This is a genomic window from Agromyces hippuratus (assembly GCF_013410355.1).
GTDB classification, from domain to species: Bacteria; Actinomycetota; Actinomycetes; order Actinomycetales; family Microbacteriaceae; genus Agromyces; species Agromyces hippuratus.
In genome coordinates, this window is record NZ_JACCFI010000001.1 from 1,785,818 (window position 1) to 1,807,781 (window position 21,964).

25 protein-coding genes are annotated in these 21,964 nt (G+C 70.4%); 1 reads left to right on the top strand and 24 read right to left on the bottom strand.

The features are described from left to right. Positions 1 to 22: 22 nt before the first annotated feature. The 8 genes from BJY17_RS18920 to glmS all read right to left on the bottom strand — a co-directional run bounded on the left by BJY17_RS18920 (position 23) and on the right by glmS (position 6,801). The gene (locus BJY17_RS18920; RefSeq protein ID WP_179550946.1) at positions 23 to 478 is read right to left on the bottom strand and encodes a DUF4190 domain-containing protein; all 456 of its coding nucleotides are present in this window, start codon (positions 476 to 478) and stop codon (positions 23 to 25) included. Between the two features lie 127 nt (positions 479 to 605). Next, positions 606 to 1,673, bottom strand: a complete 1,068-nt coding sequence (tsaD, locus tag BJY17_RS08310) for a tRNA (adenosine(37)-N6)-threonylcarbamoyltransferase complex transferase subunit TsaD (RefSeq protein WP_179550947.1) — start codon at positions 1,671 to 1,673, stop codon at positions 606 to 608. Next, a complete protein-coding gene (gene rimI / locus BJY17_RS08315) occupies positions 1,670 to 2,230 on the bottom strand; it encodes a ribosomal protein S18-alanine N-acetyltransferase (RefSeq protein WP_179550948.1) in 561 nt (186 codons plus the stop codon). The genes tsaD and rimI overlap by 4 nt, the downstream gene beginning before the upstream one ends. Further along, positions 2,227 to 2,862, bottom strand: a complete 636-nt coding sequence (gene tsaB / locus BJY17_RS08320) for a tRNA (adenosine(37)-N6)-threonylcarbamoyltransferase complex dimerization subunit type 1 TsaB (RefSeq protein WP_179550949.1) — start codon at positions 2,860 to 2,862, stop codon at positions 2,227 to 2,229. The genes rimI and tsaB overlap by 4 nt, the downstream gene beginning before the upstream one ends. Positions 2,863 to 2,872: 10 nt before the next feature. Next, entirely contained in the window at positions 2,873 to 3,418 is a 546-nt protein-coding gene (gene tsaE, locus BJY17_RS08325; RefSeq protein WP_179550950.1) for a tRNA (adenosine(37)-N6)-threonylcarbamoyltransferase complex ATPase subunit type 1 TsaE, read from the bottom strand. Next, on the bottom strand, positions 3,415 to 4,560 hold the full coding sequence (gene alr, locus BJY17_RS08330; protein WP_179550951.1) for an alanine racemase: 1,146 nt from the start codon (positions 4,558 to 4,560) through the stop codon (positions 3,415 to 3,417). Before alr ends, tsaE begins: the two co-directional genes overlap by 4 nt. Beyond that, the gene (locus tag BJY17_RS08335) at positions 4,557 to 4,925 is read right to left on the bottom strand and encodes a holo-ACP synthase (protein WP_179550952.1); all 369 of its coding nucleotides are present in this window, start codon (positions 4,923 to 4,925) and stop codon (positions 4,557 to 4,559) included. Before BJY17_RS08335 ends, alr begins: the two co-directional genes overlap by 4 nt. Positions 4,926 to 4,950: 25 nt before the next feature. Then, a complete protein-coding gene (gene glmS / locus BJY17_RS08340; RefSeq protein WP_179550953.1) occupies positions 4,951 to 6,801 on the bottom strand; it encodes a glutamine--fructose-6-phosphate transaminase (isomerizing) in 1,851 nt (616 codons plus the stop codon). Positions 6,802 to 6,859: 58 nt separating this feature from the next. On the opposite strand from glmS, the gene coaA reads away from it, so the two are divergent. Further along, entirely contained in the window at positions 6,860 to 7,816 is a 957-nt protein-coding gene (coaA, locus tag BJY17_RS08345; RefSeq protein WP_322789783.1) for a type I pantothenate kinase, read from the top strand. Between the two features lie 68 nt (positions 7,817 to 7,884). Here coaA and glmM read toward each other — a convergent pair whose 3' ends face one another. The 16 genes from glmM to secY all read right to left on the bottom strand — a co-directional run bounded on the left by glmM (position 7,885) and on the right by secY (position 21,897). Further along, a complete protein-coding gene (gene glmM / locus BJY17_RS08350; protein WP_179550955.1) occupies positions 7,885 to 9,249 on the bottom strand; it encodes a phosphoglucosamine mutase in 1,365 nt (454 codons plus the stop codon). Positions 9,250 to 9,272: 23 nt separating this feature from the next. Next, positions 9,273 to 9,758, bottom strand: a complete 486-nt coding sequence (rpsI, locus tag BJY17_RS08355) for a 30S ribosomal protein S9 (protein WP_074260125.1) — start codon at positions 9,756 to 9,758, stop codon at positions 9,273 to 9,275. A 43-nt stretch (positions 9,759 to 9,801) separates the two neighbouring features. Continuing rightward, a complete protein-coding gene (gene rplM / locus BJY17_RS08360) occupies positions 9,802 to 10,248 on the bottom strand; it encodes a 50S ribosomal protein L13 (RefSeq protein WP_056010815.1) in 447 nt (148 codons plus the stop codon). A 174-nt stretch (positions 10,249 to 10,422) separates the two neighbouring features. After that, positions 10,423 to 11,415 (bottom strand): tRNA pseudouridine(38-40) synthase TruA, encoded by a 993-nt coding sequence (gene truA, locus BJY17_RS08365; RefSeq protein ID WP_179550956.1) that lies wholly within the window; start codon positions 11,413 to 11,415, stop codon positions 10,423 to 10,425. 10 nt (positions 11,416 to 11,425) lie between these two features. Then, positions 11,426 to 12,727, bottom strand: coding sequence for an acyltransferase family protein (locus BJY17_RS08370; protein WP_179550957.1), 1,302 nt, complete (start codon positions 12,725 to 12,727; stop codon positions 11,426 to 11,428). Positions 12,728 to 12,863: 136 nt separating this feature from the next. After that, the gene (locus BJY17_RS08375; RefSeq protein WP_179550958.1) at positions 12,864 to 13,901 is read right to left on the bottom strand and encodes a GNAT family N-acetyltransferase; all 1,038 of its coding nucleotides are present in this window, start codon (positions 13,899 to 13,901) and stop codon (positions 12,864 to 12,866) included. A gap of 89 nt (positions 13,902 to 13,990) precedes the next feature. Further along, complete coding sequence (rplQ, locus tag BJY17_RS08380; protein ID WP_179550959.1) at positions 13,991 to 14,518, bottom strand: 50S ribosomal protein L17; 528 nt, start codon at positions 14,516 to 14,518, stop codon at positions 13,991 to 13,993. A 50-nt stretch (positions 14,519 to 14,568) separates the two neighbouring features. Then, positions 14,569 to 15,555 carry a DNA-directed RNA polymerase subunit alpha gene (locus tag BJY17_RS08385; protein ID WP_022893850.1) on the bottom strand — a complete coding sequence of 329 codons (987 nt, stop codon included), beginning with the start codon at positions 15,553 to 15,555 and terminating at the stop codon, positions 14,569 to 14,571. 138 nt (positions 15,556 to 15,693) lie between these two features. Then, entirely contained in the window at positions 15,694 to 16,092 is a 399-nt protein-coding gene (gene rpsK, locus BJY17_RS08390; protein WP_022889749.1) for a 30S ribosomal protein S11, read from the bottom strand. A 32-nt stretch (positions 16,093 to 16,124) separates the two neighbouring features. After that, on the bottom strand, positions 16,125 to 16,505 hold the full coding sequence (gene rpsM / locus BJY17_RS08395; protein WP_074260121.1) for a 30S ribosomal protein S13: 381 nt from the start codon (positions 16,503 to 16,505) through the stop codon (positions 16,125 to 16,127). A gap of 160 nt (positions 16,506 to 16,665) precedes the next feature. Next, positions 16,666 to 16,782: a 50S ribosomal protein L36 gene (rpmJ, locus tag BJY17_RS08400; RefSeq protein ID WP_005050492.1), complete on the bottom strand. Its 117-nt coding sequence runs from the start codon at positions 16,780 to 16,782 to the stop codon at positions 16,666 to 16,668. A 71-nt stretch (positions 16,783 to 16,853) separates the two neighbouring features. After that, a complete protein-coding gene (gene infA / locus BJY17_RS08405) occupies positions 16,854 to 17,075 on the bottom strand; it encodes a translation initiation factor IF-1 (RefSeq protein WP_021759551.1) in 222 nt (73 codons plus the stop codon). A 200-nt stretch (positions 17,076 to 17,275) separates the two neighbouring features. Then, positions 17,276 to 18,946, bottom strand: coding sequence for a phosphoenolpyruvate--protein phosphotransferase (gene ptsP, locus BJY17_RS08410; RefSeq protein ID WP_179550960.1), 1,671 nt, complete (start codon positions 18,944 to 18,946; stop codon positions 17,276 to 17,278). A gap of 178 nt (positions 18,947 to 19,124) precedes the next feature. Continuing rightward, complete coding sequence (gene map, locus BJY17_RS08415) at positions 19,125 to 19,952, bottom strand: type I methionyl aminopeptidase (protein WP_179550961.1); 828 nt, start codon at positions 19,950 to 19,952, stop codon at positions 19,125 to 19,127. Between the two features lie 8 nt (positions 19,953 to 19,960). Next, entirely contained in the window at positions 19,961 to 20,578 is a 618-nt protein-coding gene (locus BJY17_RS08420; protein WP_179550962.1) for an adenylate kinase, read from the bottom strand. Beyond that, complete coding sequence (gene secY / locus BJY17_RS08425; protein WP_179550963.1) at positions 20,575 to 21,897, bottom strand: preprotein translocase subunit SecY; 1,323 nt, start codon at positions 21,895 to 21,897, stop codon at positions 20,575 to 20,577. Before secY ends, BJY17_RS08420 begins: the two co-directional genes overlap by 4 nt. Positions 21,898 to 21,964 lie beyond the last annotated feature (67 nt).

Here is a 21,964-nt window from a genome sequence, read left to right on the forward strand (position 1 = left end):
GTTCGTGGCGCGAGCTCGTCGCTCAGTACGAGTACGAGCTGCTGAAGGCACCGGCCGCCGCGAGGACGATGACCAGGATGATCCAGATGAGGCCGGCCGCGAGGCCGACGTAGCCGATGATCAGACCCGCGATCGCGAGGCCGCGGCCCTGCTCGCCCGTCTTCTTGATCTGGCTGAGCGCGATGTGGCCGGTGATGATCGCTGCCAGCGAGACGAAGAACGCCGACACGAGCGAGACGATCGCGAGCACGTTGGTCTTGGCTGCCGGCGCCTGACCGTATGCGGGCTGGCCGTAGGCGGGGGCGGGCTGCCCATAGGCGGGGGCCGGCTGCGCGTACGCGGGTGCTGCGGGCTGCTGCGGTGCGGCATACGCGGGTGCAGCGGGTGCGGCCGGCGCGGCCGGAACCTCGGTCGCGGCCGGCGGTGCCGGCGGGACCGGCGGAACGGCGGGCTGCTCGGGAAGGTTCGGATCGGTCACTGTCGGTGTTCCCCTCGATGCGGTCGAATGCGCGCAGCCACGGCGGCAGGCGCTCCGGGCGCCGTCGACGACGGCGGCAGCCGGTTCTCCCGCTCACACTACCGCGACACGCGCAGGGACGCACGGCCTACGCGACGCTCGCCGCCATCTGGATCTCGGTCGCAGGCAGGGTCGAGTCGGCCCCGAAATCGAGCGTCGACGGCGGATGCCCCGCCATCACGAGTTGCGCGCCGAGGGCCGCGATCATCGCGCCGTTGTCGGTGCAGAGCGACAGCGGCGGAATGCGCAGGGCGATGCCCGCGGCATCCGCTCGCTCGATCGCCACTTCGCGGAGGCGCGAATTGGCGACGACGCCGCCGCCGAGCAGCAGGCGCGGAACCCCGAGGTCGGTGCACGCGGCCACCGCCTTCGAGACGAGCACGTCGACGACGGCCTCGCGGAAGCTCGCCGCGACGTCGGCGAGCGGCACTGGCTCACCGGCGGCCTCGCGCTGCTCGACCCAGCGCGCGACGGCCGTCTTCAGGCCCGAGAAGCTGAAGTCGTAGCGGTGCGCGACCAGGTCCTTCGGCTGCGTGAGCCCTCGCGGGAAGCGGATCGCACGCGGGTCGCCGCCGATCGCCGCCCGGTCGATCTCGGGGCCGCCCGGGTAGCGCAGGCCGAGCAGGCGGGCGACCTTGTCGAATGCCTCCCCTGCCGCGTCGTCGATCGTCTCGCCGAGCAGCTCGACGTCGGAGACGAGGTCGCGCACGAGCAGCAACGAGGTGTGACCACCCGAGACCAGCAGGGCGACCGTCGGCGTCTCGAGCGGCGCGGCCGTGTCGAGCAGGTCGGCGCCGACGTGGCCCACGAGGTGGTTCACCGCGTAGATCGGCACGTCGAGCGAGAGGGCGAGGGCCTTCGCTGCCCCGACTCCGACCATGAGGGCACCCGCGAGACCGGGGCCGCTCGTCACGGCGACGGCGTCGAGGTCGTCGAGCGTGACGGATGCCTCGGCGAGCGCCGCCCGGATCGTGGGGCCGAGCGCCTCGAGGTGGGCACGCGCCGCGACCTCGGGCACGATGCCGCCGTATCGCGCGTGCTCGTCCATGGAGGAGGCGATCGTGTTGGCGAGGAGCGTCGTTCCGCGCACGATGCCGACGCCGGTCTCGTCGCACGAGGTCTCGATGCCGAGGATCAGCGGGGCGTCCCGGTTCATCGCTTCGCCTCCGCGTCTCGTGCTTCGATCGGGGTGCGCTCGGACGATGCCGCACCGGCCGCGTCCGCCTCGGCGGGCCGGGCCACTGCGGGCGGCACCGTCAGCCGCATGTGCACGGCATCGATGCCGCCGCGGTAGTAGCGACGGCGGATGCCGATCTCCTCGAAGCCGAGCGAGTCGTAGAGCGCGCGGGCGATGGGGTTGTCGGCACGCACCTCGAGGAAGATCTCGGCGACGTGCCGTCGGCGGGCCTCGGTGATGAGCGCGTGCATGAGCCCGCGCCCGAGCCCGATGCCGCGGATCGCAGGCGCGACCGCGATCGTCTGGATGTCGGCTTGACCGCCGCCCTTGGGCGCGAGGAGCCCGGCGTAGCCGAGCAGGCCGGCGGCCTCGTCGTCGGCCTCGTCGTCGACCGCGATGAGGTAGTAGGCGTGCGGGCTCTCGAGTTCGCGGCGCATGGCGTCGTCGGGCCAGGCGTCGGCCTCGAACGTCTCGCGTTCGAGCACCATGATGCGATCGAGGTCGGCGACCTTCGCCCGCCGCATGAACACGCTCATCGCAGCACCTTCTTGCCGGCCGAGGGGGTCACGTCGGGTGCGCGCAGGTAGATCGGCGCGTCGGCCGCGAGCGGTAGCCGCCCGGCGGCGAAGGCGAGTTCGGCGAGCACGCCGATCGCGCCCGCGGAGACGACCGTCGCGTCGAAGCGGATGCCCCGCGCCGCCGGCACGTCATCGCGCGGCACGAGCCCGGGGCCGCCGACCCGCACGGGCAAGCCGTCGCGGTCGAGCCCGTCGTACTCGGAGACGGCGAACTCGCGCCGACGGGCATCGGTGACGACCAGCAGCGGGCCGGTGTCGCCCGCGGCGTACCTGCTCGCGGCGATCGCGTCGTGACTGACGACGGGCACGAACGGGCGGTCGATGCCGAGCGCGAAGGCGTGCGCGGCCGCGATGCCGACGCGGAGTCCCGTGAACGGGCCGGGTCCCATGCCGGCGGCGACGCCCGAGAGGTCGCGCCGGTCGACGCCCGACTGGGCGAGCGCGTCCCTGATGAAGCCGCCGATCACCTCGGCGTGGCGCATCGTGTCGTCGGTGCCGGTCTCGGCGAGGCAGCGCAGCTCGCCCGTGGCGCGGTCGCGATCGACGACCGCGACACTCGTGCCCGTCGAGGTGTCGATCGCGAGAAGCATGCCCTCAAGCCTACGCGCGCGCGGCGTACGGGGTGTCCGCCCAACGGGGGCCGTACCCCGTCGCCGTGACGACCCGGGGTTCGTCGGCGTCGAGCGCTGCATCGAGGTCGGCGTCGCCGTCGATGGACTCCTCGCCCGCGGCATCCGCTGCTCGCGCGACGACGGCGCTCGCACCGGTGGGTCGTTCGATGACGATCTCGAGCCACGAGTCGGTGACGTCCTCGACGAGGCCGGCGCCCCACTCGACCACGACCACCGAACGGTCGAAGTCGAGATCGAGGTCGTCGAGCAGCGCCGAGCTGCCGAGCCGGTACGCGTCGACGTGCACGAGCGGGGCGCCGCCGACGAGGCTCGGATGCGTGCGAGCGAGCACGAACGTCGGGCTCTGCACCGGCCCGCGGATGCCGAGGCCCGCGCCGATGCCGCGCGTGAGCGTGGTCTTGCCCGCCCCGAGCGGGCCGGTGAGCACGACGACGTCGCCCGCCCGCAGCACGGTTCCGAGCTCACGGCCGAACGCCTCCATGGCCTCGGTGTCCGGCGCCTCGAAGCGCATCATGCGCCGCCGAGGTAGCGCCGCGGCACGCGCGCCCCGATGCGGGTGACGATCTCGTAGCCGATCGTGTCGGCGGCGTCGCCCCACTCGTCGGCCGAGGGGGCGCCGGTCTGCGGGTCGCCGAACAGCACGACCTCGTCGCCGGTCGCGACGGGGTCTTCGCCGACGTCGACCACGAACTGGTCCATCGCGATGCGGCCGACGACCGGGCGCCGCGCCCCCGCGATCCAGACCTCGCCACGACCCGAAGCCTGACGCGGGATGCCGTCGGCATAGCCGAGCGGCACGAGCGCGAGGTTCGTCGGGCGATCGGCGCGCCAGGTGTGCCCGTAGGAGACGCCGGTGCCCGGCTCGATGCGCCGCACGGCGGCGACGCGGCCTCGCAGGGTCATCACCGGTCGGAGCCCGAGGTCTGCGGCGGTCGTGCCGTCGCCAAACGGAGGGATGCCGTAGGCGCCGATGCCGATGCGCACGAGGTCGAAGCGGGCCGCCGGCAGCCGCAACGCACCGGCGGTCGAGGCGAGATGGCGCACCTCGGCACGCAATCCGGCCGCCTCGGCCTGCGCGATGCCGAGCTCGAACGCCGCGAGCTGCGCGGCGTCTTCGTCGGGAGAGGTGTTGGCGAGGTGGCTGAAGAGCCCGCGGACGCGAAGTCGCCCCGCGGCCTCGAGCTCTGCGGCGCGGGCGACGACTCCGGGCCAGTGCTCGGGTGCGACCCCGCTGCGGCTGAGCCCGGTGTCGAGCTTCAGGTGCACGCGGGCGGCGGTGCCGACGGATGCCGCGGCAGCGACGATCGCCTCGAGCTGTTCGCGCGAGGAGACGCCGAGATCGATGTCGCGGGCGATCGCCGGCCCGAAGTCGGCGCCGGGGTCGTGCAGCCAGGCGAGGAGCGGTGCATCGATGCCCGCGTCACGGAGCGCATGCGCCTCGGCGATGTCGGCGACGCCCAGCCACTCGGCACCGGCCGAGAGCGCGGCCCGCGCCACGGGCACGGCGCCGTGCCCGTAGGCGTTCGCCTTGACCACGGCCATCGTGCGCGCGGGCGCCACGGCCGCCGCGAGCGTGCGGACGTTCTCGCGCACGGCGTCGAGGTCGACGACCGCTTCACGGAACGGCGGCGCCGCGGCATCCGCTGCCGTGGTCACGACGCGCACCCCGTGCCGGTCTCGAGCACGACGAACGCGCTCGCGATGCCGGCGTCGTGGCTCATCGTGAGGTGCACGCGCTCGATGCCGAGGCTGCCCGTGAGCTCGGCGATCGCGCCCGAGAGCTCGAAGTCGGGGTTGCCGTGCTCGTCTTGGACGACGCGCATGTCGTGCCACCGGATCACGGGGTTGCCGCCGAGCGCCTTGATGAGCGCCTCCTTCGCGGCGAACCGTGCGGCGAGCGACCGCACCGGCCGACCGCGTTCGCTCTCGGCGAACAGTCGCTCCCGGAGCGCGGGAGTACGGGTCAGCGACCGCTCGAACCGGGCGATGTCCACGACATCGATGCCGATCCCCGCGATCACGCCGCCGCCTCCCGCACCCGCATGCTCACTCGACCGTGACCGACTTCGCGAGGTTGCGCGGCTGGTCGACGTCGAGGCCCTTCGCCTGCGAGAGCTCCATCGCGAAGATCTGCAGCGGCACGACCGCGAGCAGCGGCTCGAAGAGCGGTGCCGCCAGCGGAATGCGCAGCACCTCGTCGGCGAACGGCAGCACCGCGGCGTCGCCGGCCTCGGCGATCGCGATGACGCGTGCACCGCGAGCGCGGATCTCCTGGATGTTCGAGACGACCTTCGGGTGAAGGGTCGCGGAGCCGCGCGGGCTCGGCACGACCACGAAGACGGGCTGCCCCGGCTCGATGAGCGCGATCGGGCCGTGCTTGAGCTCTCCTGCGGCGAAGCCCTCGGCGTGGATGTACGCGAGCTCCTTGAGCTTCAGGGCGCCTTCGAGCGCGATGGGGTAACCGACGTGACGGCCGAGGAAGAGCACCGAGCGGGTGTCGGCCATCCAGTGCGCGAGCTGCGCGACCTTCTCGGACTCGGCGAGCACCAGCTCGAGCTTCTCGGGCACCGCCTGGAGCTCGTGGAGCTGGACGGCGATCTCTTCGGCCGACAGCGTGCCGCGCACCCGCGCGAGGTGCAGTCCGAAGAGGTAGAGCGCGGCGATCTGCGCCACGAACGCCTTCGTCGACGCCACGGCGACCTCGGGGCCCGCGTGCGTGTAGACGACGGCGTCGGACTCGCGCGGGATCGTCGCGCCCTGCGTGTTGCAGATCGAGATCGTGCGCGCACCCTGTTCGCGCGCGTACTTCACGGCCATCAGCGTGTCCATCGTCTCGCCAGACTGGCTGATCGAGACGACCAGCGTGTGGTCGTCGAGCACCGGCTCGCGGTAGCGGAACTCGTGGCTGAGCTCGACCTCCACGGGCACGCGCGCCCACTGCTCGATCGCGTACTTCGCGACCATCCCCGCGTAGGAGGCGGTACCGCAGGCGATGACGGTGATGCGGCGGACGCCTCGGAGCTCCTCATCGCCGAACGACTCGAGCTCGGGGATCACCACGGCGTCGTCGACGACGCGGCCGAGGAGCGTCTTGGCGACGGCCTCGGGCTGCTCGGCGACCTCCTTGCGCATGAACGACGACCAGCCGCCCTTCTCGGCGGCGGAGGCGTCCCACGCGACGTCGAACGGCTCGACCTCGACGGGCTGTCCGTCGAAGTCGGTCACCACGACGTCGCCCGCGGTGATCGCGACGATCTGGTCCTGGCCGATCGCCAGGGCGCGCTTCGTGTACTCGACGAAGGCCGCGACATCCGACCCCAGGAAGTTCTCGCCGTCGCCGAGGCCGATGACCAGCGGGGAGTTGCGGCGGGCGCCGACGACGACGCCGGGCTCAGATCGGTGCACGGCCAGCAGGGTGAACGCGCCGTCGAGCCGTGACACGGTGTTGCGGAAGGCCGCTCGGAGGTCACCGGTCGACCGGTACTCCTTGCCGAGGAGCACCGCGGCGACCTCGGTGTCGGTCTCGCTCTCGAAGGTGTAGCCGTCGGCGAGGAGTTCCGCCTTCAGCTCGGAGAAGTTCTCGATGATGCCGTTGTGGATGAGGGCGAGGCGGCCCTCGTCGCCGAGGTGGGGGTGGGCGTTCACGTCGGTCGGGCCACCGTGCGTCGCCCAGCGGGTGTGGCCGATGCCGGTGCCGCCGCGGTGCAGGGGGTTCGCCTCGAGTTCGTCGGCGAGCACCTGCAGCTTGCCGGCCCGCTTGGCCGTCTCCATGGCACCGTCGTCGTCGACCACCGCCACTCCCGCCGAGTCGTAGCCACGGTACTCGAGGCGACGCAGGCCTCCCATAAGGACGTCGAGGCTGTTGCGCTCTCCGACGTATCCGACGATTCCACACATGCGTGCGATTCTACTGGCGCGCGGCTGGGCGCCCGCTCCGCCTGACTACACTGGCACGGTGCCCGATCCGCAGAGTCCGTCGTCGCACCCGGCGCAGATCTCACCATTCATCGAACTCGACCGCGCCGACTGGGCCGCGCTCGCGCCGTCGATGCCCTCGCCCCTGCGGGACACCGAGATCGTGCAGCTGCGGGGACTCGGCGAACCGCTCGATCCGCGCGAGGTCGCCGAGGTCTACCTGCCGCTCAGCCGCCTGCTGAACCTCTACGTCGGCGGCACGAAGTCGCTGCACAACGTCACGAGCGAGTTCCTGCGGGAGCGCGTCGAATCGACGCCGTTCGTGATCGGCGTGGCCGGCTCAGTGGCGGTCGGGAAGTCCACGATCGCTCGCCTGCTGCGCGAACTGCTCGCCCGCTGGGAGCACACGCCCCGGGTCGAGCTCATCACGACCGACGGATTCCTCTTCCCCAACGCCGAGCTCGAACGACGCGGGCTCATGGCGCGCAAGGGCTTCCCCGAGTCCTACGACCGGCGGGCGCTGCTCCGCTTCGTGAGCGAGGTCAAGGCGGGTGCCGCCGAAGTGCGTGCGCCGTTCTACTCGCACCTCGCGTACGACATCGTGAAAGACGCGCAGATCACCGTGCGCCGGCCCGACGTGCTCATCGTCGAGGGCCTGAACGTGCTGCAGCCGCCCGGCCCCGGGCACCGTCTCGCCGTGAGCGACCTCTTCGACTTCACGATCTACGTCGATGCGCGCACGAGCGACATCGCCCGGTGGTACGAGGAGCGGTTCCTGAAGCTCCAGCGAGGGGCCTTCGCGAACCCGCGTTCGTACTTCCACCGATTCGCGAGCCTTACCGAGGCGGAGGCGCGGGCGCGTTCACGCGAGATCTGGCACTCGATCAACGAGCCGAACCTGCTGCAGAATATCCGCCCGACGCGCTCGCGCGCCTCGCTCGTGCTCCGGAAGGGCTCCGACCACACCGTCTCGAGCGTGCTGCTCCGCAAGCTCTGAACGCGGAACATCCCCTGCAGGGCGCACGTGCGCCCTGCAGGGGATGCGTCGTCTCGGACGATGCGCCGTCAGTCGATGGCGAGTCGCTCGCGCACCACGGCGGCGAGGGATTCGGCGTGCCGCTCGGCGACCTCCTGCTCGGCGGCCTCGACCATGACGCGGACCATCGGCTCGGTGCCCGAGGGGCGCAGCAGCACGCGGCCGCTGTCTCCCAGCTCGGCCTCGACGGCGGCGACCGCCGCAGCGATCTCCGCGTCGGCGGCGAGTGCGTGGTGGTCGACGCCGCGCACGTTCACGAGCACCTGCGGGTAGACCGTCATGACCGAGGCGAGCTCGGCGATGGTCTTGCCGGTGCGCGCCATCTCGGCGGCGAGGTGAAGACCCGTCAGCACTCCGTCGCCGGTGGTGGCGAACTCGCTCATGATGACGTGGCCCGACTGCTCTCCGCCGAGGGCGAGGCCCTCGGCGGCGAGCGCCTCGAGCACGTAGCGGTCGCCGACCTTCGTCTCGACGACGCGGATGCCGTGTTCGGCCATCGCGCGGCGCAGGCCGAGGTTCGACATGACGGTCACGACGAGGGTGTCGTCGGTGAGCGTGCCGCGCTCCTTCATCGAGACCGCGAGGATCGCCATGATCCGGTCGCCGTCGATGATGTTGCCGTCGGCGTCGACCGCGAGGCAGCGGTCGGCGTCGCCGTCGTGGGCGATGCCGAGATCGGCTCCGTGTTCGATGACGGCGGCCTGGAGCTGCTCGAGGTGCGTCGACCCGACACCGTCGTTGATGTTCATGCCGTCGGGGTCGGCGCCGATGACGATGACCTCGGCGCCGGCGTCCTTGAACGTCTCCGGCGAGACGCCGGCCGCGGCGCCGTGGGCGCAGTCGAGCACGACCTTGAGGCCCTCGAGCCGGTGCGGCAGCGTGCCGAGCAGGTGCACGACGTAGCGGTCTTCGGCGTCGGCGAAGCGGCGGATGCGACCGACTCCGTCGCCGACCGGAGCGAGCTTCTGCCTGCCGAGGAACGACTCGATGCGGTCTTCGACCTCGTCGGGCAGTTTCGTGCCGCCGAAGGAGAAGAACTTGATGCCGTTGTCGGGCGCCGGGTTGTGCGACGCCGAGATCATCACGCCGAAGTCGGCACGGATCGAGTCGATGAGGAACGCCGTCGCGGGGGTCGGGATGACCCCGGCGTCGAGCACGTCGACACCGGAGCTCGCGAGGCCGGCCGAGACGGCTGCGGTGAGGAACTCGCCGGAGACGCGCGGATCGCGCGCCACGACGGCGACCGGCCGCCGACCGGCGGCACGAAGCTCGTCGGCGTGGCGCCCTTGAGTGAGGACGGCGGCAGCCGCCTGGGCGAGGCCCAGGGCCAGGTCAGCCGTGAGTTCACGGTTGGCCAGGCCCCGGACCCCGTCGGTTCCGAAAAGCCGAGGCATGTACGGAGAACCGAGCGCTGGGATCAGCGCTTCGAGAACTGCGGCGCCTTGCGGGCCTTCTTGAGACCGGCCTTCTTGCGCTCGATGACGCGAGCGTCACGCGTGAGGAAGCCCGACTTCTTGAGCGTCGCGCGGTTGTTCTCGCGGTCGATCTCGTTCAGTGCGCGGGCGATCGCCAGACGCAGCGCGCCTGCCTGGCCCGAGGGGCCGCCGCCCGTGATCTTCGCGACCACGTCGTACGAGCCGACGAGCTCGAGCACCGTGAACGGGTCGGTGATGAGCTGCTGGTGCAGCTTGTTGGGGAAGTAGGCCGCGAACTCGCGGCCGTTGACGGTGATGCCACCGGCGCCGGGAACGAGGCGCACGCGGGCGATGGCCTGCTTGCGACGGCCGACGGCCGCGCCCGACACGTTGAGCACGGCGCGGGGGGTCGTGGGAGCTGCCTCGGGGGCACTCTCGGTGGTGTAGCTCTCGGGAGCCGCTTCGATCTGGTCTGCGATCTTCGCCATGGTGGTGTGAATCCTTATTTCGAGAACGTCGAGGGTGCCGGAATTACTGGGCGACCTGGGTGAGGGTGTACGGCTTGGGCTGCTGGGCCGCGTGCGGGTGCTCCGGGCCGGTGTAGACCTTCAGCTTCTTGAGCTGGGCCCGACCGAGCGAGTTCTTCGGGAGCATGCCGCGGATCGCCTTCTCGACGGCGCGGACGGGGTTCTTCTCGAGGAGCTCGGCGTAGCTGACAGCCGTGAGGCCGCCCGGGTACCCCGAGTGGCGGTAGGCCTTCTTCTGCTCGAGCTTCTGGCCGGTGAGGGCCACCTTGTCGGCGTTGACGATGATGACGAAGTCACCGGTGTCGACGTGGTTCGCGAAGATCGCCTTGTGCTTGCCGCGCAGCAGTGCTGCGGTGTGGCTCGCGAGACGACCGAGAACGATATCGGTTGCGTCGATGACGACCCAGTCGTGCTGGATGTCGGACGGCTTGGGAGTGAACGTGCGCGTCACGGAAGTGCTGCTTTCTGATCGAGTGAGGGGTTCGTGAATCCCACTCCGGTGGGTGTTCGCCCGCGATGCGTTCGAACGCCCTGGTGGAGGGCTCAACTTCGGATGCCGCCGCAGAGGACGGCACCAAAGGGCAAGCTTAGCGGGTCGAGGCGCGGTCGTCCAATCGGACTCCCCTCACTCCCCTGCCCCGGATGCTTCGGCGAAGCCGTCCTCGATCCGCACGCGCAGTTCGCGCCGTGCCCGCGTCTGTGCGGCGCGGGCCGCGAGTTCATGGTCGTCGGGGTAGCCGACCTCGGTCAGCACGAGGCCCTTCGCCGGCATCACCATGAAGGCATTCGTGCGCTGCGCGGCCTGAAGCAGTTCGGCCGGCGCCTCGAGGTCGAGGCGGCCCTCGCCGACCGCGACGGCCGCGCCGATCAGTGCGCGCACCATCGAATGGCAGAACGCATCGGCCTGCAGCGATGCCACGAGCACGCCGTCGACGTCACGCCGCCATCGGTAGGACTGCAGGGTCCTGATGGTCGTCGCCTCGGCGCGCGGCTTGCAGAACGCCGCGAAGTCGTGCAGCCCGAGCAGGGTCTGCGCCGCGAGATCCATCCGCTCGGCATCGAGCGTGCGCGGATGCCAGACCGTTCGCAGGCGGTCGAGCGGATCGCGCACCGCCGGCGCGTCGGCGATGCGGTACTCGTATCGTCGCCACATCGCCGAGAAGCGCGCGTCGAAGCCGTCGGGCGCGAGCGCGGCGGCCGTCACCACGACATCGGCATCGGATGCCCCGAGCACGCCCGTGAGCCGTCGCAGCAGCACCGCAGCGAGGTCGGCGGCCCCGGGTTCGGTCGCATCGCCGCGCCGCGCCCGGGTCACCGCGGCGAGGGCGGAGGCCGGGACGTCGAAGTGCGCCACCTGCCCCAGCGCGTGCACGCCGGCATCGGTGCGCCCCGCGACCGTCAGCCGCGGTACCGCGCCGGTGCGACGGAAGAGGAGCCCGAGCGCGTCCTCGACGAGCCCCTGGACGGTGCGCAGGCCCGGCTGCCGGCTCCACCCGTTGAACCGGGTGCCGTCGTAGGCGATCGAGAGTCGCACGCGCACCGCGCCGTCATCGGCGCCTGCTTCGACGGCCGGACCGCCACCGGTGCCGGGCGATGCGACGGATTCGGAGACGACCATGCAGTCAAGCCTACGATCGCGGCGTCGGCACGGCCGCCGTGCCCTGCAGTTCGGCCGGCGCCGCACTCCGCGTTCGGGCACCCGGACCTCCGACGATGAGCGCGATGACCGCGACCGTCACGAGCGTCCAGCCCAGCAGTCCGTTCTGCCAGGGCACGTATCCGAGCACGAGCAGCACGCCGACGCCGGCCACTGCTGACGCACTCCAGGCCAGCACCGCGGCGAGCGGGGTCCGACGCTCGACCGGTTTCGGCCAGCGCGCCTCGATGCGCGGCACGACCACGCAGCATCCGGCCACCACGACCGCGATGGCGAGGATCCAGAGCGGACGCGTCGCCCACCACGCCGGCGACAGTACCGGCGGGAACGGCAACCCGACCAGCAACTGCGCCGCTGTCACGACGGCCATCGCGAAGGTGTGCCAGAGGTAGATGACCATGCCGTACACGCCGAAGACGAACACCGTGCCGAGCATCGGCCGCCAGTGCATCATGCGCCGGATGAGCGGCTGCGCGAGCGCGAACAGGCAGACCTGGCCGAGGGCGAGGGCGAGGATCGCGAGCGTCGGCGGATTGAGGTTGTCGAGCATGTCGTGCGAGTAGCCGAACCAGGTCACGAGCACGCCGATGACGCCGTACGCCCCGACCGCGACGGCGATGAGCACGAGCCGCGACCGGCGTGCGAGCCAGCCGTCGCGGAGCCCGAACCCGAGCTGCTGCGCGAACAACCAGACGAAGATCCAGTTGAGTGCCCCGACCGGCACGCCGAACCCCCGCACGAGCACGTCGACGACCACGACCGCCCCGGCGAGCCCGAGATAGGCGGGCCACGGCGCGTGCCGGTGCAACCACGACATCGTCGGCACGAGCGCCGTGCAGATCAGGTAGACCGGGATGAACCACAGCGGCTCGGCGAGCCGCACCGCGAAAGTGCGCACGAATTCGGCGTCGACCCCGGCCAGGAGCATGCCCGCGAGCACCGCTCCGACCGCCACGACGAGCACGACCACCGGCTGCGCCAGGCGGATGGCGCGGATCCGGATGTAGTGGGAGACGGTCTCACCGTGTCCGCGGAGCCGCCGCCACTGCGTGATCGATGCGAATCCGCCGCAGATGAAGAAGACGGGCATGATCATGAGCGGCCACGTCGCCCAGGCGAGTGGTTCGAAGCCGTCGAGCGCGTTGAACGCCCGCAGCGGGTCGCCGCCGATGCCCATCTGCAGGGCGTGCAGCAGCACCACGATCGGCAGGCAGAACGCTCGGGCGAAATCGATCGAGAGATCCCGGTCGACCGGGATGCGGACGGCGGCCACGCTGCTCCTCTTCGAGCACCGTTGACTGCGGCGCTGAGAAGAGATTCTGGCACACGGCGAACGGCCCCGACGCCCGCGAGTCGCGGCCGTCGACGTCGCTCATCGCCGCGACGCGACCCCGGTTCGTCGCGCTGTCTCAGACCACGATCGTGTAACTGGTCTCGGTGGTCGCCGCACGGAATCCCATCCCCTCGTACAGGGCGAACGCCCCGGTCGGGTTCGCGGCGTCGACCTCGAGCGTCGAGTATTCCAGGCCGGCAGCGCCGGCGGCCGTCAGGTGGGCCGCGAGCAGCGCCTTCGCGACCCCGCGTCCGCGGTGACCGCGCACCACGCCGACCAACGGAACGTGCACGCTCGAGAAGCCCTGCCCGCCCCAGTCGGCCTCATTCACCTCGGACAGCACGAACCCCACGACGCGATCGCTCGCCTCGTCGACGGCGATGACGGAGAGGTCCATGCGGAACACGGCGCTCGAGACGAAGACGCGCCATTCCTCCTCCGATCTCGGCTGGCTGCCCCAGTGATCGCGGAACGCATCGTTCCGCGCGGCTCTCACCTCGTCGGCCCGAGTCGCCTGCAGCGCCTCGATTCGGACGCCCTCGCCCGCGCGAACCTCGTCGACCGGCTCTCGGAGATCGCGGCGCAACCCGGCGAAGTAGCGCGCCGGGGTGAAGCCCTCCGATTCGAGCAGCGGGCCGGCCCAGCGCGCACGGTCATCGGAGAACCCCATGATCCAGCCGGGAAGCCGCAGATCGGATGCCGCGAGCTGCTGTTCACCGCGTGCACGCTGCCAGGCGAGGAGGACACGGCCGATGCCACGACGACGCCACTCGGGATGCACGCCCCCGACGAGGATCGAGCGCACGAGGGTGTCGTGCCCGGGTGGGTGGTGCACGAGGCCCCAGGCCACCGCCCGACCATCGGCATCCAGCGCCACGATCGAGTCGCGCTCACGATCGACGAACGACATCCCGAGGTCGTCGGCGAGCTCTGCCCGCGGAACCGCGTACTCCGGATGGTCGGCGGCCGCCATGGCCGCCTCGAGCTCGACGATGAGGTCGAGGTCGTCGTCGCCGACCGGACGCCATGTCTCCACGTCGGGATGCGCCAGTGTCGGCGGCGTCGCGGGGGCCGCGATGCGCTCGAAGAGCGGCGACAGTTCGTGCTCGGTCACCGCTCCAGCCTAGAGGGCGGTTCGCCGGCGGAGACGGCGAAGGGCCCCGGTGCGATGCACCGGGGCCCTTCGTGATTCGAACCTCGAGACTACTTGGTCTCGGCGGCCTCTGCCTCGTCGGCGACGACCTCGGTCGTCTCCTCGGCGGCTGCGTCGGTCGCCTCGACCTCGGTCGTCTCCTCGACGACCTCGGCCGGAGCCTCCTCGGCGACGGGCGCCTCGGCAGCGGCCGGCTTCGCGGCGCGCTTCTTCGGGGTCACGGGCTCGAGCACGAGCTCGATGACCGCCATGGGCGCGTTGTCGCCCTTGCGGTTGCCGATCTTCGTGATGCGGGTGTAGCCGCCCTCACGGTCGGCGACCTGGGGGGCGATGACCGTGAACAGCTCGTGCACGACGGTCTTGTCGCCGATGACGGCGAGCACGCGACGGCGCGCGTGCAGGTCGCCGCGCTTGCCGAACGTCACCAGACGCTCGGCCAGCGGACGGAGGCGCTTGGCCTTCGTCTCGGTGGTGGTGATGCGCTTGTGCGTGAACAGCGCTGCAGCGAGGTTCGCGAGCATCAACCGCTCGTGGGCGGGGCCGCCTCCGAGGCGGGGGCCCTTCGTGGGCTTCGGCATGGTTCGTTCTCTCCAGTAGGTGGGGGTTGGTGGGCGACCGCGAGGTCTGCCTAGTTCTCGTCGTCGAAGCCCGTGTAGAAGTGGGCCCCGTCGAATCCGGGGACGGAGTCCTTCAGCGACAGGCCCATTTCGGTGAGCTTGTCCTTGACCTCATCCACCGACTTCTGGCCGAAGTTGCGGATGTTCATGAGCTGCGACTCCGACAGGGCGACGAGCTCGGAAACCGTGTTGATGCCCTCGCGCTTGAGGCAGTTGTAGCTGCGCACCGAGAGGTCGAGGTCTTCGATCGGGATCGAGAGCTCGCTGGAGAGCACGGCGTCGACCGGCGCCGGGCCGATCTCGATGCCCTCGGCAGCGGTGTTCAGCTCGCGGGCGAGGCCGAACAGCTCGGTCAGCGTGCGGCCGGCCGAAGCGATCGCGTCGCGCGGCGTGATGGCCGGCTTCGACTCGACGTCGACCACGAGGCGGTCGAAGTCGGTGCGCTCGCCGGCACGGGTGGCCTCGACGCGGTAGGTGACCTTCAGGACCGGCGAGTAGATCGAGTCGACCGGGATCTGGCCGGCTTCCGAGTACTCGTTGCGGTTCTGGCTGGCCGAGACGTAGCCGCGGCCGCGCTCGATCGTGAGCTCGAGCTCGAACTTCGCCGAGTCGTTGAGCGTCGCGATGACCAGCTCGGGGTTGTGCACCTCGACGCCCGCCGGAGCGGAGATGTCGGCTGCGGTGACCTCACCGGCACCCTGCTTGCGCAGGTACGCGGTGATCGGCTCGTCGTGCTCGCTGGAGACGACCAGGTTCTTGATGTTGAGGATGATCTCGGTGACATCCTCCTTCACACCCGGAACCGTCGAGAACTCGTGGAGCACGCCGTCGATGCGGATGCTCGTCACGGCTGCGCCGGGGATCGAGGAGAGGAGGGTGCGACGGAGCGAGTTGCCCAGGGTGTAACCGAAGCCCGGCTCGAGGGGCTCGATCACGAAACGCGAACGGAACTCCGAGATGTTCTCTTCGGTGAGCGTCGGGCGCTGTGCGATCAGCACTGTTGATTCCTTTCGGCAGGGTGTCCGCTATATGACACCTGCGAGTACGAGGATCTTGAGTTGTGTGAGAGAACGGATGTCCCGGCGATCGAGGAGGGCCCGGCTGAGCCGGACTGCTCCTCGATCACCGGGAGGGAATCAGACGCGGCGACGCTTGGGCGGGCGGCATCCGTTGTGCGCCTGGGGCGTCACGTCGTTGATGCTGCCGACCTCGAGGCCTGCGGCCTGGAGCGAGCGGATCGCGGTCTCGCGGCCGGAGCCGGGACCCTTGACGAACACGTCGACCTTCTTCATGCCGTGCTCCTGCGCCTGGCGGGCGGCCGACTCTGCGGCGAGCTGCGCGGCGAACGGGGTCGACTTGCGCGAGCCCTTGAAGCCGACGCCACCGGAGGAGGCCCAGCTGATCACGGCACCGTTGGTGTCGGTGATCGAGACGATCGTGTTGTTGAACGTCGACTTGATGTGGGCCTGGCCCACGGCGATGTTCTTCTTTTCCTTCTTGCGCGGCTTGCGAGTAGCCGCCTTGGGTGCTGCCATGTGTGAAATCTCCTAGATCTGGCGACGAGCGGTTACTTGCGGCCGGGCTTCTTCTTGCCGGCGACGGTGCGCTTCGGGCCCTTGCGGGTACGAGCGTTGGTCTTGGTGCGCTGGCCGCGGACCGGGAGACCGCGACGGTGGCGGATGCCCTCGTACGAGCCGATCTCGACCTTGCGGCGGATGTCGGCGGCGACCTCGCGGCGGAGGTCACCCTCGACCTTGAAGTTGCCCTCGATGTAGTCGCGCAGCGCAATGAGCTGGTCGTCGCTGAGGTCCTTCACGCGGATGTTTCCGTCGATGCCGGTCTCGGCGAGCGTGGTGAGCGCTCGCGTGCGGCCGACGCCGTAGATGTAAGTCAGTGCGATCTCCACGCGCTTCTCGCGCGGGATGTCGACTCCTGCCAGACGTGCCATGTGTGGCTTCTCCTGATTCGAAGTGGAGGTGTGGAGCAACGCCGGTGCCCGAGCCTCCGACTCGAGGTGTCCCCGCGGCATCCGTGGATGCCTGCGGTTCTGGCGCTGCCGATGTATTCAGTTGTGGGATGCGGAGCGCAGTGCGCCCCGTGTCTGGTGACTAGCCCTGGCGCTGCTTGTGGCGCGGGTTCGACTTGCAGATGACCATGACGCGGCCGTGGCGGCGAATCACCTTGCAGTGGTCGCAGATGGGCTTGACGCTGGGGTTGACCTTCACGATTGTTCCTTGATGTGTCGCTGTCCTCGTACCCGCGAGATGTCGCGGGCCGTTACTTTCCGAGCAGCCGTTTACTTGTAGCGGTAGACGATGCGGCCGCGCGTCAGGTCGTATGGGCTCAGCTCGACGATCACGCGGTCCTCGGGGAGGATGCGGATGTAGTGCTGGCGCATCTTTCCTGAGATGTGCGCGAGGACCTTGTGGCCGTTCGTGAGTTCCACCCGGAACATCGCGTTCGGGAGGGCCTCGACAACCGAGCCTTCAATCTCGATGACGCCGTCTTTCTTGGCCATAGCCTCACTATCGCTTGGAGTTTGGGATGCTGGTCGTGCGATGGTTCCGCTCGCCGAGCCCGATTCCCCTGAAATCAGAGGTCGTCAGGCATGCCGAAGCAGGCGTGCAGAACACCAAGGGTCAACTCTAGGTGATTCCGGCCGTTTTCGCCAGTCGAGCGCCGCACGGCCCATGCCGGCGCATCGCCCCACGCGCCGGATCAGGCTCGCGCGACGATCTCGGCCGCGAGGGACTGCGCCGCGGTCCGCGCCGCCGCGGCGTCCTCGGCCGCGAGTGCGGCCCTGGCGAGTGCTCTCGCATCATCGGCGCCGAATCGCCTGAGCGAGGCCCGCACGTCGGCGAGCGCCGAGGGCGACATCGACAGGCTGGTGGCACCGAGCCCGACGAGCACGACGGCCAGGAGCGGATCCGCAGCGGCCTCACCGCAGATGCCCACCGGCCTGCCGAGCGCGACACCGGCCGCGCCCACCTCCGAGATGAGGCGCAGCACCGCGGGGTGCCACGGGTCCTGCAGGGCCGCCACGGTGCCGAGCAGGCGGTCGGCGGCCATCGTGTACTGCGTGAGGTCGTTCGTGCCGATCGAAGCGAAATCGGCCGCCGCCAGCACCCGGTCGGCGATGAGCGCCGCCGACGGCGTCTCGACCATCACTCCCGCGACGACGATGCCCTGCTCCCTCGCGAGCGCGACGAAGTACCGCGTCTCCTCGACGGTCGCGATCATCGGCGCCATGACCTGCAGTTCGGCCTCCGTCGACGCGGCGGCGGCCGCGAGCGCCGCCAGCTGGTCGCGCAGGATCACCTCGGCCTGCCGAAGCGCTCGGATACCGCGCAGCCCGAGTGCGGGGTTCGCCTCTGGCGCATCGTTGACGAAGGCGAGCGGCTTGTCGGCCCCGGCGTCGAGCACGCGGACCACGACCTTCCGCCCGGGGAACGCCGTGAGCAGTCGCGTGTACTCGACCTGCTGCTCGCGCACGGTCGGGGCGACATCGGCGCCGAGGAAGAGGAACTCGGTGCGGAAGAGCCCGACGCCCTCGGCACCGAGGCGTACGGCCTCGGCGACGTCGTCGACGGACCCGAGGTTCGCGAGCAACGGCACCGGCGTGCCGTCGGCGAGGGCGCCGGGTGCGAGCGGTGCCGTCGCCTCCGCCGCACGCTCCTCGAGACGGGTGCGGGCGGCCGACAGCTGTTCGTCGGAGGGCGACGCGACGACGAGGCCACGGGCCGCGTCGACGACGACGGTGTCGCCGTCGGCGAGATGCACGGCATCCGCGGCGCCGACGACGGCGACGAGCGCCTTCTCGCGGGCGAGGATGGCCGTGTGCGAGGTGGGCCCGCCCTCGACGGTCACGAGCGCCTGCACCTGGTCGAGATCGAGCATCGCCGTGTCGGCGGGAGCGAGGTCGTGCGCGACGAGCACGAACGGATGCCCCGGGTCCGGCACCCCCGGTGCCGGCACCTGCATGAGCTCTGCGATCACGCGTTGCGAGACGTCGTCGAGATCGGCGGCCCGCTCCCCCAGGTACCCACCCATCTCGGCGAGCCGTCGGCGATACGAGGCGAACGCCTCGAAGACCGCACGCTCCGCCGTGGCCCCCGTCGCCAGCTTCGCATCGACGAGGTCGACGAGGCTCGGGTCCTCGGCCATCATGGCCTGCGCCTCGAGCACGTCCTTGCCGGCTCCCCCGACCGCCGCTCCGCGACGCGAGAGCTCGGTGGCGACCGCCGACAGCGCGATCCTCGCCCGTGCCGATTCCCGTTCGCGACCGAGCTCGCTCGCGGCATCGGCCGGTTCCGGTAGGCGTTCAGCCATCCGCACGACCCGACCGATGGCCACCCCTTGGCCGATCCCGGTCCCCGTGATCTCCCTCATCCGCCCGGCCTCCGTTGCGAGTATCCGTTCTGCACTCAGACTAGCCGCCTGACGAGCGCCCGTCGGGAGCATCGTCGCGCGGGCCGGCGCTCGAAGCACCGCCGCACACCGTACGCGCCACGGAGTTCCTCGTCGGAGTCGCAGGCCGACCCGCGATGCGAAGGGCAGGGTGTTCGGCTCAGGCGATGGGGGCGGGCCGCACCCCGAACCGCGCCAGCCCCGCGGCCCCGCCGTCGGGGGCGGTGAGCACCCAGATGCCGTCGGCGTGCACCGCGACGGAATGCTCCCAGTGCGCGGAGTCGGAACCGTCGGACGTCGTGACGGTCCAGTCGTCGTCACGCGTGAACGTGTCGATGGACCCGCCGACGATCATCGGCTCGATCGCCACGACGAGCCCGGGCTTGACCGCGGGTCCCCGACGGTCCACGCGGTAGTTGAAGACGGGCGGCTCCTCGTGCATCGTGCGCCCGATGCCGTGACCGACGTAGTCGGTGAGGATCCCGTACGCGCCCTCGCCGTGGACGAAGTCCTCGATCGCGGCGCCGACCTCGTTGAGGTGCGAGGCGCGTGCGAGCGTGGCGATGCCGACCCACAGGGCCTGCTCGGTGACCCGGTTGAGCTCGTCGCGGGCGGCGACGACGTCGGGGCGCTCGGCGTCGGGCAGCACGACGGTGAACGCGGAGTCGCCGTTCCAGCCGGCGACCTCTGCACCCCCGTCGACCGAGACGATGTCGCCGGCACGGAACGGGCGGTCTCCGGGGATGCCGTGCACGACGTCGTCGTCGACCGAGACGCACAGCGTGTGCCGGTATCCGGGCACGAGCTGGAAGTTCGGCACGCCGCCGCCGTCGCGGATCACGCGCTCGGCAGCGGCATCGAGGTCGAGCGGCGTCGCGCCCGGGACGAGCAGCCTGCGCGTCTCGGCGAGTGCCGCAGCGGTCAGCTCACCGGCCGCCCGCATCGAGCGGAGCTCGGCGGGCGACTTGTAGATGGACCGTCGGAACACCGAACGGCTCAGGCGGAGACGCCGTTGGGTGCGAGCCCGCGCGCAGCGAGCGCCGAGAAGATGCGCTCGGTCACCTCGTCGAGCGTGCCGACGCCGTCGATGCGCACGACGACGCCGCGTTCGCGGTACACGTCGAGGATCGGCGCGGTCTCCCGCTCGTAGATCGCGAGACGATTCGCGATGACCTCTTCGGTGTCGTCGGTGCGCCCCTGCTCAGCCGCGCGCTGCTGCAGGCGGGCGATGCTCTCGTCGCGGGGCACCTCGAGTTCGATGACCGCATCGAGCGCCTCGCCACGAGCCGTGAGGAACGCGTCGAGGTCGTCGACCTGGCCGCGATTGCGCGGGTACCCGTCGAGGAGGAAGCCGCCCGCGGCATCCGCCTGCTCGAGCCGGTCGCGCACGAGCTCGCTCGTGAGCGCATCGGGAACGAGGTCGCCCGCCTCGATGATCGCCTGCACGCGCTTGCCGAGCTCGGTGCCGCCCGCGACATTCGCACGGAAGATGTCGCCGGTGGCGACCTGGGGCACGCCGAACGCCTCCGCGACGAGCACGCCCTGCGTTCCCTTGCCGGAGCCCTGGGGCCCGACGATCAGGAAGCGAGCTGAGCCGGTAGCGGAAGCCGTCATCGGAGAAGTCCTTCGTAGTGTCGCTGCTGGAGCTGGGCATCGATCTGCTTGACCGTCTCGAGGCCGACGCCGACGATGATCAGGATGGAGGCGCCGCCGAAGGGGAAGTTCTGGTCGGCGCCGACCATCGCGAACGCGATGAGCGGGATCAGGGCGATCAGACCGAGGTAGAACGAACCCGGAAGCGTGATGCGCGTGAGCACGTAGTCGAGGTACTCCGCGGTCGGACGACCTGCACGGATGCCCGGGATGAACCCGCCGTACTTCTTCATGTTCTCCGACACCTCGTCGGGGTTGAAGGTGATCGCGACGTAGAAGTACGTGAAGCCGACGATGAGCAGGAAGTACATCAGCATGTACAGCGGGTGGCTGCCCTGCGTGAGGTTGTTCGTGACCCAGGTGACCCACGGCTGCGGCTGCTCGCCGGCCGCCGGGGTGTTGAACTGCGCGATGAGCGCCGGCAGGTACAGCAGCGACGAGGCGAAGATGACCGGCACGACGCCCGCCATGTTGACCTTGATCGGGATGTAGGTGTTGTTGCCGCCGTAGGTGCGCCTGCCGACCATGCGCTTGGCGTACTGCACCGGGATGCGCCGCTGCGACTGCTCGACGAACACGACCGCGACGACGACGAGGAGTCCGATGGCGAGCACGATCGCGAAGACGTCCCAGCCACGGGCGATGCCGATGGCCCAGAGCGAGCCGGGGAAGGTCGCGGCGATCGACGTGAAGATGAGGAGGGACATGCCGTTGCCGATGCCGCGCTCGGTGATGAGCTCGCCCATCCACATGATGAGGCCGGTACCGGCGGTCATGGTGATGACCATGAGCAGGATCGCGTACCAGGCGTCGTTCGTGATGAGCTGCGAGCACTCGGGGGCGCCCGAGGGGAACAGCGCGCCGGAGCGGGCGACCGTGATGAGCGTGGTCGACTGGAGCACGCCGAGCGCGATCGTGAGGTAGCGGGTGTACTGGGTGAGGCGGCTCTGGCCGGCCTGGCCCTCTTTGTACAGCGTCTCGAAGTGAGGGATCACGACGCGGAGCAGCTGCACGATGATCGATGCCGTGATGTACGGCATGATGCCCAGCGCGAAGATCGACAGCTGGAGCAGCGCACCGCCGGAGAAGAGGTTCACGAGGTCGTAGAGTCCCGTGGCGCCCGTCTGGTTGGCGGCGAGACACGCCTGAACGTTGCCGAAGTCCACGAACGGCGCGGGAATGAACGAACCCAGCCGGAACAGGGCGACGATGCCCAGCGTGAACCCGAGCTTGCGGCGAAGATCCGGCGTGCGGAAGATCCGCCCGATGGCGTTGAACACTCGTCCTCCTGTTGCTCCGTGTGGAGTCAGTCCATATGCGGCTCGAGCCAGTCGAGACCCCCGTGAA